The organism is Candidatus Kapaibacterium thiocyanatum, from assembly GCA_001899175.1.
GTDB lineage: Bacteria > Bacteroidota > Ignavibacteria > Kapaibacteriales > Kapaibacteriaceae > Kapaibacterium > Kapaibacterium thiocyanatum.
This window is the reverse complement of the sequence record MKVH01000003.1, coordinates 345845-362829: the sequence shown is the minus strand read 5'-3', so window position 1 is coordinate 362829 and position 16985 is coordinate 345845. Positions and strand designations below refer to the sequence as shown.

The following is a 16985-nucleotide window of genomic DNA, read 5'->3' as shown; positions in this document are numbered from 1 at the left end:
AATTCGTCTGTCCGGATCTCGAGAGAACTACGAACCTGATCGGCCAGTGCATTCTCCGTTCCATTGAATATCCGCCCCCCGTCCACGCTACGACGTGTCGACCGAAGACTTCCATTCATCAACGTATCGATAATCACCGCAACAACAATGGCATCATCTCCGACGACCAGGGCGTACGGCACTCGAGGAAGATCATCGGACCGTATCCATCGGGAAGAGCGATGGCGTGCGGCCCTGCACCGAACCATGTTGCCTCGCTCAGCAACCCGCCCGATGGCGAGTATGCCGACATCCGCACAGGAACATCCAGAACCGTCGTGCTCGTCGCCTGGCGCAGACTACCCGTACCGACGATGCGGACGGACAGCGATTCGATGAAACGCACCATACGCCTGGTGAGACCACAGTTCTCCAGCCCTACGGTTCCCCGCAGCACGGTGACCGACCGGCAGTCGACCGTATCGACACCGGCTCCCGTGATCGTGAATTCAGGTTGCATCGAAAGCATCGCCACTCCTTCGAGGATCGCTACAGTGTCGGATCCTGGAGCGACGGTCAACCTCAACACATCCATCGCGCCGATCGTCGTGCGTCGCACCAGCGTCGCAGGACTCCAGCCCGTTACATGGAAGGCACGATTCGGCACATGGATGTCGATGTCCACCGGTTGTGATGCCAGACCCGTCCTGCGGACCAGCGGCAGCCGGATGTTCTTCCCAGGCTGCACCATGACGTCGGGCAAGACGAAGACGATCGTCTGCGGCTCCGTAATGACGAGCCTCCATTCGGCAGTGTCGGTGCATCCGTCCGGAGACCGTCCGATCGCACGCACGACCGCCATGTCGGACGCACGCCCGGTATAGGAACTCCCCGAACCTATCTTCCCCCACCGGCCATCGTACCACGTGATGTCCACCGCACCAGACGCATGAAGATCGACCTTGTCATTCGCACATGCGGTGGCAACACCGGCGATGGACAGGACCGGACGCGGCAGGACCATGACGACGCAACTGTCGACGCCGACGCATCCATCCATGGTCATACGACAGCGATAGGTCGTCGTACGCGCGGGCCGTACTTCGAACGTATCCGCACCTGCGTTCACGATTCCTCCGTCGGACGACCAGGTCGCCGATCCTTCGCCGTCCGCATAGAGCATCACCGCACCGCCCCTGCAGATCGCCGTATCGGGTCTGCACCGTACGCGTGGCGGCTCCTTCACCCTGACGGTCATCACGAGGGTTCGTTCGCATTTCTGTGCCGACATCACCGTCACGGTATAGGTCGTGGTATTCTGCGGTGTGCAGAGAGGCGTCGCCGAAGACGGATCGTCAAGACCGTCGATCGGTGACCATCGATATCCCGCTCCTCCCTCCGCCTTCAACCGTATCGACGTTCCCCTGCAGATGGCCGTGTCGGATGTCACGCGTGCAGAGAGGATATCGCTGACGGTGACCGTCACCTCGGACGTATCGATGCAATCACCGCGCGCCACGATGACCCTGTACGTCGTCGTCGTATCCGGACTGTCGATGACGTCATGGTCCGTACTGAGCGTTCCCCGGCCGTCGACCCTCCACTCGTACGTCTCACCACCGCTGGCGATGAGGCGTATCGACGAGCCGCGGCATATCGCCGTATCTCCCGGAACGACGGCGATGGTAATGGCCGAACGCACGACGATCGTGTCGCGCGTGGCGCATCCCTGGACGGAGAGGCCCGTCACGATCAGGACGATGCTGTCGCGATCCACCCGTATCGTGGGGCTCGCCGAATTCGGATCGCTGACGGCACCGCGTGGAATCCACGCATAGCGGTCGGCGCCGCGTGCCTGCAACTGGACGATGCTCCCACGACATGCCGAGATATCGGGCCCGGCGAAGACGACGGGCTTTGGGAAGACGACGACGGAATCGACGTAGATGTGTTCGCCGTGCTCGTTCTGCGTACGGAGGATGATCTGATACGTTCCCGGGCTGTCGTACATGATGGGCGGCGGTGTTGGTCCGTCATGGAACGACGGATTGCCCCGCGGAAACATCCACAACCACGACGTCGGGAAACGCGAACTGGAATCGCGGACCACGACTCCTTCGCCGAGGCAGACGTTACGCACCCTGAAGAAGCCGACGGGCCCCGGACAGGTGTAGGTGCGAAGTCCGCGATAGCCGCTTTCGATGATGTTGGGCAGACCGTCGGCACACTGTATGTCATCGGGGAACATCACGGCGTTCGGATGGAAGTTGCATGCCGTTCCCCTGCGCGTCGGCTCGTCGATCACGTGCAGACGATCCTTCGCACCGACGTAGATCTTGCCCGTAGGCCCGATCTGCATCGGCATGGCCCAGTAGTAGACGCCGTCGTTGGACATCGTGGTGATGATCGTTCCGCTTCTGATGATGTCCGACGTCAGGGACAACGACAGGTCGAACTGGATGATCTTCGACGTACCGATGCTCCGCGCCGAGCAGTAGAGCTTCTTCCCATCCCCACTGTAGGCGAGTCCGTACCACACGTTCTCGGCGGAATTGTAGATATCGGGATTCTCCGGTCCGATCGGGATACGCCTGTTCGTGAGGACGCCCGTCGCGGCGTCGAAATCGAACAGTTCGATCTTGTGCATCGGCGATGCGATGGCGAGATGACGTCCATCGGGAGAGATCTTCATGTATCCCACACGGTCGGACGGGACGTTGAAACGGGAGATCACGGGCGTCCTGTCCAGGCCGCCGCTCTGCGTGACATGATAGGCGAAGAAGGTCGTCGTGTCGGCCTCCATCATCACGACCCAGTATCCGAGGCCCGTGTTGTCGTGGGTGGCACAGAGACGTTCGGATCCCGTACCGCCGATAGCCTGGTTCTTCGCGACGACGTCGCCGAAGCCGCCGTTGGCCGACATGTCGATGAGATTGTAGGCATTGCCGGGATTGACGGGCTGCGTTCCGCCGGCGAGATCCGGCGACGTGAACAGATAGACGAGATCGGCGTTACCGGGATGCGGTACGAACAGCGCCGCCTGCGTCGCCGACATTCCGCCATTCAGTGCCGTACCGTTCGGCAATCCCCTGCCCATACGGTCGAAGACCGTCATGCCGTCACTCGACAGCAGGACATCACCGGTACACGGGTCGCTCCATACGGACGTGCCTTCGATCTGTCGTACGGGCGTATTGCGGATCGGCTCCGGTACTGCGAGGTCCTTGCCGTTCTTCACGAAGGTGATGCCCGAACGGATGCCGAAGTGCCACGTAGCCCACTCTCTCTGCGCTACGACATGCGTCGTGCAGATGACGAGTATGGCGACTATGAAAGGCAGACGGCGCAGCATACGGTCGGTATCCAGTGGCAGCCGGGTTGTGCAGGGAGCAACTTAACCCAATGGAGCTGGAAACAAAACACACGGCCGATGGAGGCCCTTCGCGCGGTAGCACGTCACTCTTTCCGGTCGATGAACGGGATGCGTACCGGCGTGCGGCGGCTACCGCTCCTCCGGACCGGCTTCGTCGTCCTGCGCCCGTACCTTCTTCGTTCCCGCATAGAGGGGGAATTCGAGCAGCCTGCACTCGATGTCGGCCGTCCAGAACGGTATGCGGCGCTTGCTCCGGAGCCCGATCTCCTTGGCCAGCTCGAAGTTGCCGGTGAAGACGTAGCCCGTGAAGTCCTGGCAACGTTGCTTGAAGAAGTCGCCGATATCGTGATAGGTCTCACGCAGCTCGTCCACGTCGCCGAGACGGATTCCGTATTCGGGATTGAGGATGACGATGCCTGGAGCGGGCGGGATGGCGGTGCTGCGGAAGTCCTCGACGGTGAAGCGTATGGATGCTTCCACACCGGCCGCACGTGCGTTGGCCCGTGCAGCGTCGATGGCACGACGGTCGACGTCGCCGGCATGTATCGTCGTTGCATCGTCCGTACGGATCCGGGCCCTGGCCTCGGCCACGATAGCCTTCCATGCCTTGTCGTCGTAGGGCAGAACGTGCATGAATCCGAAGTTCGTCCGCGTCAGCCCCGGAGCACGACGTCCGGCGATCATGGCGGCCTCGATGGCGAGCGTACCGCTGCCGCACATCGGATTCACGAAGGCCTGTCCGGGTTCCCACACCGTGGCCATGACGATGGCCGCGGCAAGGGTCTCGCGCAACGGCGCCTTGGCGGGATACAACCTGTAGCCGCGATCCGACAATGCCGTGCCCGACGTATCGAGATAGATCATGGCCGTGGAGTCGTGCCAGTAGAGGAAGACGACGGCACGATCGGTGCGCGGACCGGAGTCGGGGCGGCGGCCCGTCTTGCTGCGCATCCTGTCGACGATAGCGTCCTTGCAGCGGAGATTCGCGAACTGCGTGTTATCGATGCTCGGCGTGTCGACGCTCGATACGACGCTCACGTATCCGTCGGGATCGAGCCAGTCCTCCCATCGCACCGAATGGACGCCGTCGTAGAGATGCTGCGATCCGTGCGCCGTCCATTGATGCAGGCGAAGCAGGACGCGATGTCCGGTACGGACGTGCAGGTTCAGTCGCATCGCATCCGCGAAGGTCCCGCGTGTTTCCACGCCGGCCGGATGCATGGCCACGATGGGCAGTCCGAGGGCCTCCACTTCCCGTGCGAGATAGGGCGGGAGTTCACGAGGACAGGTGATCAGCAGGGGGAAGGTATCGTTGTTCACGTCTTGACTCATCGTTTCGGATCAGTGGGACCGACAGGCCGGGTCATTTCTTCCAGCCGTATCAGATAGGTCATGGCTTCTTGCTTCGACGTGCCGCACATGTCCGCGGAAGGCCGCAGCGTGATGCAGACAGCAGGTCGTTCGGGCGATCCGAACAGCAGGCATCGTTCGTCATCCGTCAACTGCACGCAGCGCGTACCTGCAGGCTTGCCGTCGGGCATGCCCGGTATCGGCGTGGAAATGGAGGGAGCGATGCAGCATGCTCCGCAGTCGGGACGACATTCCATGATGCGGACAATCTATGCAGCCGGGGCCGTAGTCGCACGCAGGGCGTCACCGAACGTCGCGACGAATTCGTCGACCTCGGCACGGCTGATGACGTACGGCGGAACGAGACGCACGACGTTGCCCGACGTGGCGTTGGCGATGATCCTGCGTTCGAGCAGGGCGGTGACGACGGGTGCGGCATCCGATGTAAGGACGACGCCCTGCATGCATCCCCTGCCACGCAGTTCGCGGATACGATCCGGCATCCGCGCCTGGAGATCGAGCAATCGCGCACGGAGATAGTCGCCGATCTCGACGACATGGGCCATCAATCCATCGACGACTTCTTCGACGACGACGGCGCCGGCGGCACAGGCGAGAGCGTTGCCCCCGTACGTCGTGCCGTGCATGCCCCGTTCGAACAGGGCCGCGGCCTCTTCCGTCGCGAGAATGCCGCCGAGCGGCAGACCGCCCCCCATGGCCTTGGCCACCGTCACGATGTCCGGCCGCACCCCGTAGCGCTCGAACGAGAAGAACGTCCCCGTCCTGCCGATCCCCGCCTGCACCTCGTCGGCGATGACCATGAAGCCGTAGCGTTCCTTCAGGCGCCATATCGCTTCGACGAATTCGGAGGTCGCTTCCGTGACGCCACCTTCACCCTGGACGAATTCGAGGATGACGGCTGCGGTATGTTCATCGACCCGGGACTCGAGGGCATCGACGTCGTTGTACGGCAACACCATGGTGTTGGGCAGGAAGGGGCCCATCCCGTCCTTGTACAGCGGCTTGTCCATGACCGACAGCGCGCCGTAGGTCCTGCCGTGGAATCCACCGGTGAAGCCGATCACGTCGTATCTGCCCTGTCTGCTGCCGAAACGCCGGGCCATCTTGATGGCTCCGTCGGTCGCTTCCGCACCGGAGTTGCTGAAGAAGATGCGGGGATAGCCCGACACCTCCACCAGCGCTTCGGCAAGGCGTATCTGCGGTTCCTGGTAGAAGAAGTTCGACACATGCATGTAGCGGCGAGCCTGGTCCACGACCGCTTCCACGACCTTGGGGTGGGAATGGCCGAGAGCGTTCACCGCGATGCCGCCGAGCATGTCGAGATAGGATGTTCCGTCGACGTCGGTGACACGACACCCTTCCGCGTGGGCGATGGCGACGGGAAGCCGCTTGTAGGTCTGAAATACGACGGCATGCTCACGTTCGATGAGCATGCCGCCTTGATCGTTCATCATATGCATCGTTACTATTGCTTGAGGATGACCACTTCCACACGACGGTTCTTCTGTCGTCCATCGTCCGTCGTATTCGTTGCGACCGGCTTCGCCTCGCCGTAGCCGACGGCGACCGTGCGGGACGGATCGATGTTGCCACGCTTCACGACGTAGTCCGCAACGGACTGCGCGCGGGCGAGCGACAGCTTCTGGTTGTAGTCGTCGCCACCACGATCGTCCGTATGACCACCGACTTCGATGACCATGCCCGGATTCTCCACGAGCAGCTTGGCCACGCGGTTGAGTTCCGGATAGGACTCCGACCGCAGCGATGCCTTGGCGTAGTCGAAGAAGATGTTATTGAGCTGTACCGACGTACCGGCTTCGATCGGTACGAGATACAGGTCGCGACGGATCTCCGTGTATTCCTTCAGTTGCGTGAGGTCGAGGTTGTCGTTCACCGACAGGAAATTCGGCGCCGAGGCGCGGAAGCCGTACGATTTGCCGGCAGGCAGGACGATCTTGTACTCACCCGTCGTGGGCGTGGAGCGGGCGAGCCCCGCCTCCGTACCCTGCGGGAGGATTTCATAGAAGATGTCCGTTTCGATCGGCTCGTTGGTCTTCTTGTTCAGCACCCGGCCATAGACGAGAACGACGGGACGGGGACGGACCTTCTCGGGAAGGCGGACGCGGAAGATGTCTCCCGCGCCGAACGAACTGTTGTACGATACGTAGTAGGCGAACTCGCCGTTCGCGGGAATCGTATAGTACAGGTCCCATCCGCTCGTGTTGATCGTCGCTCCGAGGTTCTCCGGCTCGCTCCAGTTCGTCCATGTGGAATCGAGGCGTCGTGTCACGAAGACGTCGAATGCACCGTATCCACCGTGGCCGTCTGAAGCGAAGTAGAGGGATGTGTTATCCGATGCGATGAAGGGTGTGGCCTCGTGTCCTACCGAGTTCACGACGGGGCCCAGGTTCTGCGGTTCGGTCCATGTCGTGTCGTCTTCCCGGAACGAGACGTAGAGATCCTTCCCCCCCCTGGAATCGCTCCGTTCCACGGCCAGGATCATCGTCTTGCCGTCGTTCGAGAGCGAGTATTCACCGAAGCGGTTGTTGTTGTAGAAGTTCCGGATGTTGACGGCGCGCGGTACGCTCCAGCCGTCGGCCGTACGCTTCGAGATCGCGATGCTGCGCTGACGGTTCTTGGCGTCGCTGTAGCCATCCCCGACGATGATGGTATTGCCATCGGGCGTGATCGAACAGAGATAGTTGTTGTCGCGATTGTTCAGCGGCGTACCGATATTCTTCGCCCTGCCCCATGTACCGTCGGGCAGCAGCTCGGCATACCAGATATCCTGGCGGCCGCCACCGATGTTTTCCGGCGATAGACTACGACAGAAATACAGGGTCTTGCCATCCGGTGCGATGACGGGCAGGATGTCGTCATAGACACTGTTGACGGAGGGACCGAGATTCTGCGGCAGGGACGACGTATCGGCCACCCCTGCGTGCATGGCGGCCGGCAACCCCGTAACGACTATCCCTGCGATGATTGCCCGTTTAAGATAACGGAACCACGTGGGTTCGATCATTTTTCACTCTTCTTTTGAATCGTCATTTCGACCTTTTCCAACGGATTGTCCCGCGCATCGCGCGGTGCGGCAACGATGGCGTCCGCGACTTCCATGCCGCTGAGGATCTCACCGAAGGCCGTGTACTGGCCGTCGAGCCAGGATGCATCACCGACGCAGATGAAGAACTGTCCACCGAAGCTGTTCGGATCGTTCGTACGTGCTGCGGATACCACGCCACGCGAATGCTTCTTCGAGGAGAATTCCGCGGCGACCTTTTCCGGCCAGCCACCCGTTCCCCATGCGTCGCGCGCCGCATTCTTGGAATTGGGATCGCCGCCCTGGATCATGAAGTTCGGAATCACACGATGGAAGGCCGACCCATCGTACCATCCTTCGGCGACGCGCGCTTCGAAGAAGGCACAGTGCTTGGGAGCCACATCCGGCCACAGTTGCAGAACCATCTTGCCCAGTTCGCGGCCCGACTGCTTCACCGTAATGACGTACTGGGGTCCGGCAGTCTTCTCGGTCGTCTTGTCCGTCGTTTGTGCGTTCATAGTCACAGTAAGGAACATTGCCATGCAGAACAGCGCAATGGCAAGGGATGGAAGAAATTTCACCGTCATGGAACCTCCGTTGTGGGCGAGTGTCGACGTCATTCGCTGAGTTTCATGGAACGTATCACGATAGGCTTTCGTGGAATGCCGTCCGTCTCGCCGAGCGGCCCGGGCTCGACATCCACGGCACCGATGGCTTCCACGACATTCATCCCTTCGAGGACGCGTCCGAAGATCGTGAACTGATAGGGTAATACCGACGCTTTTTCGAGACAGATGAAGAACTGGCTGGTTCCCGTTCCCGCAGCCTGCTTGCGTGCCATGGCGAGTACACCGGGCTGATAGCCGATCCGTGCCGAAGGCAGCACCTGGTCGAGCTCTTCCTTGAGTGGCTTGCCGTCGGCGGTCTGCCCGCCCCTTCCCCACTCCGCGCGTACCGAGGCATCGCGCGTCTTCGGATCGCCGGCCTGGACGATGAAGCCCTTCGAGACCCGATGGAAGAGGATGCCGTCGTAGAACTTCCTGCGCACGAGACCTACGAAGTTGCGTACGGTATGCGGTGCGTCCTTGCCGTACAGTCCGAGTACGATCGTGCCTTCGCTCGTGATCATCGTGACGCGCTGCGTGATCTCGGCCGTGTCCTGGACGACGGCCGGCTGCGGCGTCGTATCCGTCAGCCTCGTCGGCGGCGCCTTCATCTCCGGAACGACGTCGGCAGGACGCTGATCGGACGAGGAGCTGCAGGACGTCAGGAAGAGAAGGACGATGATACCGAGGGCGATTCTGTACATCACGAATACGTTCATGCTGCGTCGGCGCAAATAGGAAATCAGGAATGCGATGGACCAGTACCCGGTGATACCCGACGCTATCGTAGCTACCAGTAATTCGATACCGCCCTGACCCCAGGACAGATGCTTCAGCTCGTGCAGGAATTCCAGCACGCCGGCACCCAAAATTGCAGGAATGGACAGTAAAAACGAAAACCGGGCGGCACTTTCCCGGGAGAGCCCGCGCAGGAGCCCCGCAAGGATCGTCGTACCGCTGCGGGACGACCCCGGAATGAGGGCGAAGACCTGGGCACAGCCGATCACGAGGGCGTCGACGAGATTCATGTCCGCCGTCGTCCGCCTGAACGATGCACGCCGGTCGGCGAGCCAGAGCAGGACGGCCACACCGATCAGACTGCTGCCGATCACGGTGAGGTCCTTCGTGAAGGCCCCTTCGATGAAGTCCTTGAAGGCGAGTCCGACGACGACGATGGGAATCGTACCGAGAACGACGATCCACGCCAGGCGCGCATCGACACTCTGTTCACGGAAGGGCCTGCGGCCACTGCCGAGGTTCTCCCGGAAGAAGGCCATCACCATGTTGCGGATATCGGCTGCGAAGTAGAACAGCACGGCGGCGAGCGTTCCCAACTGTATCGTGGCCATGAAGGCCGTCCACCGCTCGGGATGATTCGGGTCCACGGCTCCCAGCATCGAGGCGGCGATCGTGAGATGGGCCGTGCTCGAAATGGGAATGAATTCCGTAAGTCCCTGGATGATTCCGAGGATGAGAGCTGTGAATACGGTCATGGATTGGTCGCGGGTTGCGGATGCCTGCTCGCGGAAGCGAGTACGGTGCAAATATCCGAAAAGGGCGAGACATGGGACGACAGGCCGGAACGGGTTCCGGCCCGTCGTCGACGTCCGTCAATGCGCCTCGTACCACGATGCGCCTTCACCGGTTTCCACGATGACGGGCACGCCGTCGAGCGGAAGTGCGGCTTCCATCTCTTCCTTGACGAGGATGCGCAGGACATCCAGCTCGTCACGATAGGCCTCGAACACGAGTTCGTCATGCACCTGGAGCATCAGGAGCGAACGCAGACCTTCGCGCTTCATGCGGTCGTGCACACGGATCATGGCGAGCTTCATCATGTCCGCCGCAGTGCCCTGGATGGGCATGTTGATGGACGCGCGCTCGGCTGCCGTACGCAGACCGCGGTTGCTGCTGTTGATCGCAGGGAAGTATCTCCTGCGTCCCATGAGCGTGGTGGCATAGCCCTTCTCCCGCGTGGCGGCGATGGTATCGTCGATGTACCGCTTGATGCCCGCGTACTTGGCGAAGTAGTTGTCGATGATGGCCTGTCCTTCCGTGCGGCTGATGCCGAGGCGCTGGGCCAGACCGAAGGCACCGAGGCCGTACATGATGCCGAAGTTGACGGTCTTGGCCGTGCGGCGATGATCGGACGTCACGGCGCCGATGGGTACGTCGTAGAGGATGGCGGCCGTGGCCGAATGGATGTCGTCGCCGGAGGTGAAGGCGGCCATCAGGTTGGGATCGCGGGCGATGGCCGCCATGATGCGCAGTTCGATCTGGGAATAGTCGGCGCTCATGATCACGGCGTTCTCGTGCTGCGGCACGAAGGCCTTGCGGATCTGCTGACCGAGTTCGCTGCGTACGGGAATGTTCTGGAGGTTGGGGTCGGTGGACGACAGACGGCCGGTCGCGGCCACCGTCTGGTTGTAGGTCGTGTGTACGCGTCCCGTGCGTGCATTGATCAGACGGGGCAGCGATTCCACGTAGGTCGAGCGGAGCTTCTCCACCTGACGGTAGTCGAGGATCATCTGCGCGATCGGGAACGTCTCGGCCAGTTCGCTCAATACCGACGCATCGGTAGAGTATCCGGTCTTCGTCTTCTTGCCCGCAGGCAGCATGAGCTTGTCGAACAGGACGTCGCCGAGCTGCTTGCCCGAAGCGATGTTGAACTCCATGCCGGCTTCGTTCCATATCTCGCGCTCGAGACGCACGGCCTCGTCGCGCATGAACGTGGCCAGGTCCTTCAATGCTGTCGTATCGATGGCGATGCCGTTGTACTCCATCGTCACGAGCGTCTCTTCCGTGCGGAACTCGATGTTCCGCGCGAGATCCATGAGACCTTCCTCTTCGAGCTTCGGCTTCAGGATGTGCATCAGCTTGAGCGTGACGTCGGCATCCTCGCCCGCGTACTCGGCGACGCGTTCGGGATCGATGTCACGCATGGACAGTTGCTGCCCCTTCTTCTCGCCGATGAGATCGGTGATGGGAATGGGACGGTATGCCATCCAGTGCTGCGCCAGGGCATCCATACCGTGCTGCATGTCGGGATTCAGCACGTAGCTCGCGAGCATCGTGTCGAATTCGATAGGCTGGACGACGATGTCGTGACGCCGCATGATGAGCGCGTCGTACTTGAGGTTCTGTCCCACCTTGCCGACGTTCGGGCTTTCGAGCATGGGCTTCAGGCGGGCGAAGACGTCGGAGACGTGCAGGCCCTTCCGCTGCGAATCGTCGACGAACAACGACTCCGGCGCCGCATCCGTGGGATCATCCACCGCGATATAGTAGGCCTTGCCCGGTTCGATCGACAGGGCGACACCTACCACACCGCAGGACATGGCATCGAGCGACGTCGTTTCGAGATCGAAGCAGACCGTCGTCGCCGTGGCGATCTCCTTCATCATCGCCTCGACCTCGTCATGGGTCCGGACGAGAATATAGTCGTGCGGAGTGTCCTTGACCGTATGCATGACTTCGTCGCTCAGCCTCGACGCTTCGTCGGCAAGTGCATCTGCGGCATCCTCGAGCAGATCCACGCCGGCTGCGAGAGCCGCCTTGCGGAACCGGCTGCGCAGCGTATGGAAGCCCAGTTCGGCGCAGAAGGCATCGATCGCCGCGAAATCCACCGGCTGGCGCACGAGAGCGATGCGCTTGGCGTCGATGGGAACGTCGGTATGGATGGTGACGAGCTTCTTGCTGAGGAAGGCATTGTCACGGCTGTCGGCGAGCTTCTTCTTCGTCGATTCCCTCTCCACTTCGTCGAGACGTTCGTAGATGGCCTCGACGGAACCGAACTTCTCCACGAGGGGAATGGCCGTCTTCTCGCCGATCCCCTTCACACCCGGTACGTTGTCGGATGCATCGCCGGTAAGGGCCAGCACGTCGATGACATGTTCCGGATAGACGCCGAACTTCTCCTTCACGCGTACGGCATCGTACGTATCGTAGATGGCGACGTCCTTGCCCGGACGCAGGATCTTGACCTTGTCCGTGACGAGCTGGAAATAGTCCTTGTCGGAGGTCACGCACAGGACTTCATGGCCGTCGGCCGATTCGCGGCAGGCGATCGTCCCGACGATATCGTCGGCCTCGTATCCCGGCAGTTCGACCTGCTGCAGGCCCATGAGGGTGATCAGACGTTTGATGCGGTCGAGCTGGGGAACGAGGTCTTCGGGGAAGGCATCGCGGTTCGCCTTGTACTGGTCGTACATCTGGTGACGGAAGGTAGGCTCCTTCGTATCGAATATCACGGCGATGGCATCGGGGCTGTGCTTGTCGAGCAGCGACGTCAGAATGTTGGCGAAGGCGAAGACGGCGAAGGTCGGCTCTCCGGACGAGGACTTCATGCCGGTGCGCTGCAACGCGTGATAGGCGCGGAACACCAGCGACATGCCGTCGATGAGGATCAGGGGACCGGGCATCGGGAACTATCCAGACGATTCAAAAAAAGTTGGGCCCTGTTCGGGGACCGGCAAGATACCCAGGGGGACGTACACGGACATGCCTCCCGATACACTCGTATATGAATGCAGAGAATCCCCGTATGTTTGTCGTTCACAATATCACCCCTGCCTATGATTCCGGATATCTGGCTCTATACTGGCTTCGTCATCCTCGTCCTGTTCCTGCTCGCTCTCGACCTGGGAATCTTCAACCGCACGCCCCATGTGGTGAAGCTGAGCGAGGCACTGGGCTGGACAGCCTTCTGGGTAACGCTGGCCATGGCGTTCAACGGCTTCATCTACTTCACACGTGGGGCTCTGCCAGCCAAGGAATTCTTCGCCGGATATCTGCTCGAACAGTCCCTGTCGGTCGACAATATCTTCGTCATCATCCTGATACTTCGATACTTCAAGGTCGCCCCGCAGTATCATCACAAGGTCCTGTTCTGGGGTATCGTCGGCGCCCTCGTCATGCGCGGGGCGATGATATCGCTTGGAACGATGCTCATCCATCAGTTCGACTGGATCTTCTATCTGTTCGGCGCCTTCCTCGTCATCACCGGCGTACGGATGGCCTTCGACAAGGAAGAGGCCGAAGACCTCGAGAACAACATCATCGTCAGGTGGTCGAAGCGCTTCCTGCGCATCACCCCCGACTACCATCAGGAACGGTTCTCCATCGTGAAAGACGGCGTGCGATGGTTCACGCCGCTGTTCCTCGTCCTCGTCGTCATCGAATTCACGGACCTGATCTTCGCCATCGACTCCATTCCGGCCATCCTCGGCGTCACGCACGATACGTTCATCGTCTTCACGTCGAACGTCTTCGCCGTCATGGGGCTTCGCTCGCTGTTCTTCGCCGTCGCCGGCGTCATGAATCTCTTCCACTACCTGAAGTTCGGCCTGAGCGTCATCCTCTGCTTCATCGGCGTGAAGATGTTCATCCAGCACTGGTACAAGCTGCCCATCGACATCGCCCTCGGCGTCATCGTGGGCGTGCTCGCCATCTCCATCGTGGCGTCGCTCCTCTTCCCCCAGAAGAAGGAAGAGGAAACGACGTAACGACGTCATCGATTCCTACAGGCCGAGCCCCGCTGCCACACGGGCACCGAGATCGGCATCCGCCTTCGTGAAGTGTCCGATCTGCCGTCTGACGATGGCATCGCGGTGCGGGCCACCGATACCCTTCATCGACGATACGATGTTGCCCACGAGCTGATCGCGCTCGTCCGCCGACAGCACGTTGCGCCACAGCATACCCGGCTGCGTATAGTGGTCGTCATCACCCGGACCGTTACGGTCGTACCAGTCGGCCGCTCCATCGAGGGCGAGAGGGGCATCCGGACGGCGCGTATCCTGAACGAGGTCCTCGCTGCTGTTCGGCCAGTAGTTGGGCGATCCTCCACCGTTACCGTCCACACGCATCTTACCATCGCGCTGATGGTTGGCCGCGAACGGACAGCGATTGACGGGAATCTGTTCGTAGTTCGTACCGAGGCGGTAGCGTTGTGCATCGGGATACGACAGCAGACGTCCCTGCAGCATCTTGTCCGGCGAATAGCTGATACCGTCCACCACGTGCGCCGGTGCGAACGCCGACTGCTCGACATCGGCGAAGTAGTTGTCCGGAATACGATTCAGCTCGAGGACTCCCACGTCGTGCAGCGGGAAGTCGGCATGGGGCCAGATCTTCGTGATGTCGAACGGATTCCAGGGGAAGGCATTGGCCTGGGCCTGCGTCATGATCTGGATCTTCATCGCCCATCGGGGATGGTCTCCCCTGTCGATCGCCTCGACGAGGTCGCGCTGTGCCCAGTCGGGATCGGTACCACGCATCGTGCGCGCATCGGCATCGTTGTAGTTGCGGATGCCCTGCATGGTCTTGAAGTGGAACTTCACCCACGTGCGTTCACCCGCGTCGTTGATCAGCGAGAACGTGTGGCTGCTGAATCCGTCCATATGCCTGTAGCTATACGGCGTGCCGCGACTGCTCATGAGGATGAGGACCTGGTGCAGGCTCTCGGGATTCAGCGACCAGAAATCCCATACCATCGTCGGACTCTTCGTATTCGTGCGCGGGTCGCGCTTCTGCGTGTGGATGAAGTCGCTGAACTTCTTCGGATCCTTCACGAAGAATACCGGCGTGTTGTTGCCCACGAGGTCCCAGTTCCCGTCCTCGGTATAGAACTTCACCGCGAAGCCGCGCGGGTCGCGTTCCGTATCGGCACTACCCTTCTCGCCACCGACGGTCGAGAACCGGAGGAATACCGGCGTCTCCTTCCCGATGGCGCCGAACAGCTTCGCACGCGTGAAGGACGTGATATCGTGCGTGACGCGGAACGTGCCATAGGCGCCGCTGCCCTTGGCGTGAACGACGCGTTCGGGAATGCGTTCCCTGTTGAAATGGGCCATCTTCTCATGCAGAATGTAGTCCTGCAGCAGGACCGGGCCCCGCGGCCCGGCAGTCTGCGAATTCTCGTTCTCCGCGATCGGACGTCCCGATGCCGTCGTCATCAGACGCTTGTTCGATGCCATGACAGACTCCATTCTATTGATCGACATGAAATTGTTTCGACCAAACTCGGCCTTATCTTTCCATCATGAAAATTGATACTTTCTATCGATCCATCGATTTTCTCGATATCCCTTTCATTGAATCGGCCATCGGAGCGCAACGATGACACTGACGCAACTCGAATATATCGTCGCCGTCGACACGTGGCACAGCTTTACCGATGCAGCGCATCATTGTTTCGTAACACAGCCCACGCTGAGTATGCAGATCCAGAAGCTCGAACACGAACTGGGCATCGTGATATTCGACAGAAGCAGGGCGCCGGTGGTGGCCACCGACGAAGGCAAGGCCGTCATCGACCAGGCCCGTGTCGTCCTGCACGAAACCAGCAGGCTGAAGGAGAACTCGCACGCACAGCACGGAACGTTTTCGGGCGAGTTGCGCATCGGCATCATTCCGACGCTCGCGCCGTACCTCGTACCGCGCTTCCTGCCCTCGTTCCTGGAACGGTATCCGAACGTACGGCTGACGCTCACGGAGATCACAACGACGGAGATCGTGGAACGCCTCAAGACGATCCGTCTCGACGGCGCCATCCTCGCCACACCGCTGGACGACGCCTCCCTCCGGGAAGAGGCCCTGTTCCGTGAGGAATTCTTCGCCTACGCATCGGCGGATGCCGTACGCGGCGACAAGTCGGTGGTGCGTCCGAAGGACCTCGTCACGGACCGTATGTGGCTTCTGGAGGAAGGCCATTGCATGCGTTCACAGATGACGCAGATCTGCACGATACGTGAACGTGCGGAGCATGGCTCGCTGCACTACGACGCCGGTAGCATCGAAACGCTCATCCGCATGGTCGATACCTGCGGTGGCGTCACGATCGTTCCCGAGCTCGCCTTCGATACGCTCGATGCACGCCAGCGACGTCTCGTTCGTCGCTTCGCCCCGTCGGCTCCGGCACGCGAGATCAGCCTCGTATGCCATCGATCGGCACTGAAGCGGCGCCTGCTCGATGGTCTCCGCAAGGAGATCGTCGGGAGTCTGCCCGGGGACTTCCCCCAACGCACGAAGAACCGTATCGTACCGCCTGTCCTATGATCCGACGCTCGTCCATCGTCCTGATTCTCCTGCTCGGATTGATCCTGTCGGCATGTTCGACGTCGCGCATCGCGTCGCGATCGTCGAATCCCGTCATCGTCCGCGTCCTCGAGGAAGCAGAAGATCTTCTCGGGACCGATTACTGTTCCGCGGGTACCACTCCCGACTGTTTCGACTGTTCGGGTTACGTGTCCTTCTGCTTCGGCCGTGCCGGCGTCGCACTCCCCCGGAGATCGGAAGAACAGTACGCTGCCGGCGTGGCCGTGAAGAAAGCCGGCCTGCAGCCGGGCGACCTTGTCTTCTTCCGCACCGGTGGCTCCCGCATTTCCCACGTAGGCATCTACGTCGGAGAGGACAGATTCATCCATTCGAGCACGTCGAAAGGCGTGATCATCACATCCCTGTCGGACGTATATTGGCGGCAACGATATGTCGGCGCACGCCGGGTCGCGGGGTAGGGGCGCCCACCCTGTTGATATCGCGACTTTGCGTAGTAGTACGTAAGTAGATATATTTACCGCTCAGGTCGTTCCGGATAGTATGGGCACGATAGGGA

At 60.9% G+C, this 16985-nt stretch carries 12 protein-coding genes; 3 read left to right on the top strand and 9 right to left on the bottom strand.

What is annotated here, in order from left to right:
• Positions 1-133: 133 nt before the first annotated feature.
• The 8 genes from BGO89_05125 to BGO89_05090 form a co-directional block, all read right to left on the bottom strand.
• Positions 134-3331, bottom strand: a complete 3198-nt coding sequence (locus BGO89_05125; GenBank protein ID OJX60947.1) for a hypothetical protein — start codon at positions 3329-3331, stop codon at positions 134-136.
• A gap of 150 nt (positions 3332-3481) precedes the next feature.
• Positions 3482-4684: a hypothetical protein gene (locus tag BGO89_05120; protein OJX60946.1), complete on the bottom strand. Its 1203-nt coding sequence runs from the start codon at positions 4682-4684 to the stop codon at positions 3482-3484.
• Positions 4681-4959 carry a hypothetical protein gene (locus BGO89_05115; GenBank protein OJX60945.1) on the bottom strand — a complete coding sequence of 93 codons (279 nt, stop codon included), beginning with the start codon at positions 4957-4959 and terminating at the stop codon, positions 4681-4683. Before BGO89_05115 ends, BGO89_05120 begins: the two co-directional genes overlap by 4 nt.
• A gap of 12 nt (positions 4960-4971) precedes the next feature.
• Entirely contained in the window at positions 4972-6174 is a 1203-nt protein-coding gene (locus BGO89_05110) for a hypothetical protein (protein ID OJX60981.1), read from the bottom strand.
• 14 nt (positions 6175-6188) lie between these two features.
• A complete protein-coding gene (locus tag BGO89_05105; GenBank protein OJX60944.1) occupies positions 6189-7670 on the bottom strand; it encodes a hypothetical protein in 1482 nt (493 codons plus the stop codon).
• A 74-nt stretch (positions 7671-7744) separates the two neighbouring features.
• The gene (locus tag BGO89_05100; GenBank protein OJX60980.1) at positions 7745-8191 is read right to left on the bottom strand and encodes a peptidylprolyl isomerase; all 447 of its coding nucleotides are present in this window, start codon (positions 8189-8191) and stop codon (positions 7745-7747) included.
• A gap of 191 nt (positions 8192-8382) precedes the next feature.
• Positions 8383-9864 (bottom strand): undecaprenyl-diphosphatase UppP, encoded by a 1482-nt coding sequence (locus tag BGO89_05095; GenBank protein OJX60943.1) that lies wholly within the window; start codon positions 9862-9864, stop codon positions 8383-8385.
• A 117-nt stretch (positions 9865-9981) separates the two neighbouring features.
• Positions 9982-12792 carry a DNA polymerase I gene (locus BGO89_05090; GenBank protein OJX60942.1) on the bottom strand — a complete coding sequence of 937 codons (2811 nt, stop codon included), beginning with the start codon at positions 12790-12792 and terminating at the stop codon, positions 9982-9984.
• A 153-nt stretch (positions 12793-12945) separates the two neighbouring features.
• Here BGO89_05090 and BGO89_05085 point away from each other — a divergent pair, with 153 nt between their 5' ends.
• Positions 12946-13875, top strand: a complete 930-nt coding sequence (locus tag BGO89_05085; GenBank protein ID OJX60941.1) for a tellurium resistance protein TerC — start codon at positions 12946-12948, stop codon at positions 13873-13875.
• Between the two features lie 15 nt (positions 13876-13890).
• On the opposite strand, the gene BGO89_05080 is transcribed toward BGO89_05085, so the two are convergent.
• Positions 13891-15348 (bottom strand): catalase, encoded by a 1458-nt coding sequence (locus tag BGO89_05080; protein OJX60940.1) that lies wholly within the window; start codon positions 15346-15348, stop codon positions 13891-13893.
• Positions 15349-15490: 142 nt separating this feature from the next.
• Here BGO89_05080 and BGO89_05075 point away from each other — a divergent pair, with 142 nt between their 5' ends.
• Together BGO89_05075 and BGO89_05070 are read left to right on the top strand one after the other, a co-directional pair.
• On the top strand, positions 15491-16429 hold the full coding sequence (locus tag BGO89_05075) for a hypothetical protein (GenBank protein OJX60939.1): 939 nt from the start codon (positions 15491-15493) through the stop codon (positions 16427-16429).
• Positions 16426-16887, top strand: a complete 462-nt coding sequence (locus tag BGO89_05070) for a hypothetical protein (GenBank protein OJX60938.1) — start codon at positions 16426-16428, stop codon at positions 16885-16887. The genes BGO89_05075 and BGO89_05070 overlap by 4 nt, the downstream gene beginning before the upstream one ends.
• Positions 16888-16985 lie beyond the last annotated feature (98 nt).

Coding starts and splice junctions, on each gene's coding strand:
- BGO89_05080 (OJX60940.1), bottom strand. CDS start 15,348: ATGGCATCGAACAAGCGTCTGATGACGACGGCATCGGGACGTCCGATC.
- BGO89_05105 (OJX60944.1), bottom strand. CDS start 7,670: ATGCACGCAGGGGTGGCCGATACGTCGTCCCTGCCGCAGAATCTCGGT.
- BGO89_05115 (OJX60945.1), bottom strand. CDS start 4,959: ATGGAATGTCGTCCCGACTGCGGAGCATGCTGCATCGCTCCCTCCATT.
- BGO89_05120 (OJX60946.1), bottom strand. CDS start 4,684: ATGAGTCAAGACGTGAACAACGATACCTTCCCCCTGCTGATCACCTGT.
- BGO89_05095 (OJX60943.1), bottom strand. CDS start 9,864: ATGACCGTATTCACAGCTCTCATCCTCGGAATCATCCAGGGACTTACG.
- BGO89_05075 (OJX60939.1), top strand. CDS start 15,491: ATGACACTGACGCAACTCGAATATATCGTCGCCGTCGACACGTGGCAC.
- BGO89_05085 (OJX60941.1), top strand. CDS start 12,946: ATGATTCCGGATATCTGGCTCTATACTGGCTTCGTCATCCTCGTCCTG.
- BGO89_05110 (OJX60981.1), bottom strand. CDS start 6,174: ATGAACGATCAAGGCGGCATGCTCATCGAACGTGAGCATGCCGTCGTA.
- BGO89_05070 (OJX60938.1), top strand. CDS start 16,426: ATGATCCGACGCTCGTCCATCGTCCTGATTCTCCTGCTCGGATTGATC.
- BGO89_05100 (OJX60980.1), bottom strand. CDS start 8,191: ATGGTTCTGCAACTGTGGCCGGATGTGGCTCCCAAGCACTGTGCCTTC.
- BGO89_05090 (OJX60942.1), bottom strand. CDS start 12,792: ATGCCCGGTCCCCTGATCCTCATCGACGGCATGTCGCTGGTGTTCCGC.
- BGO89_05125 (OJX60947.1), bottom strand. CDS start 3,331: ATGCTGCGCCGTCTGCCTTTCATAGTCGCCATACTCGTCATCTGCACG.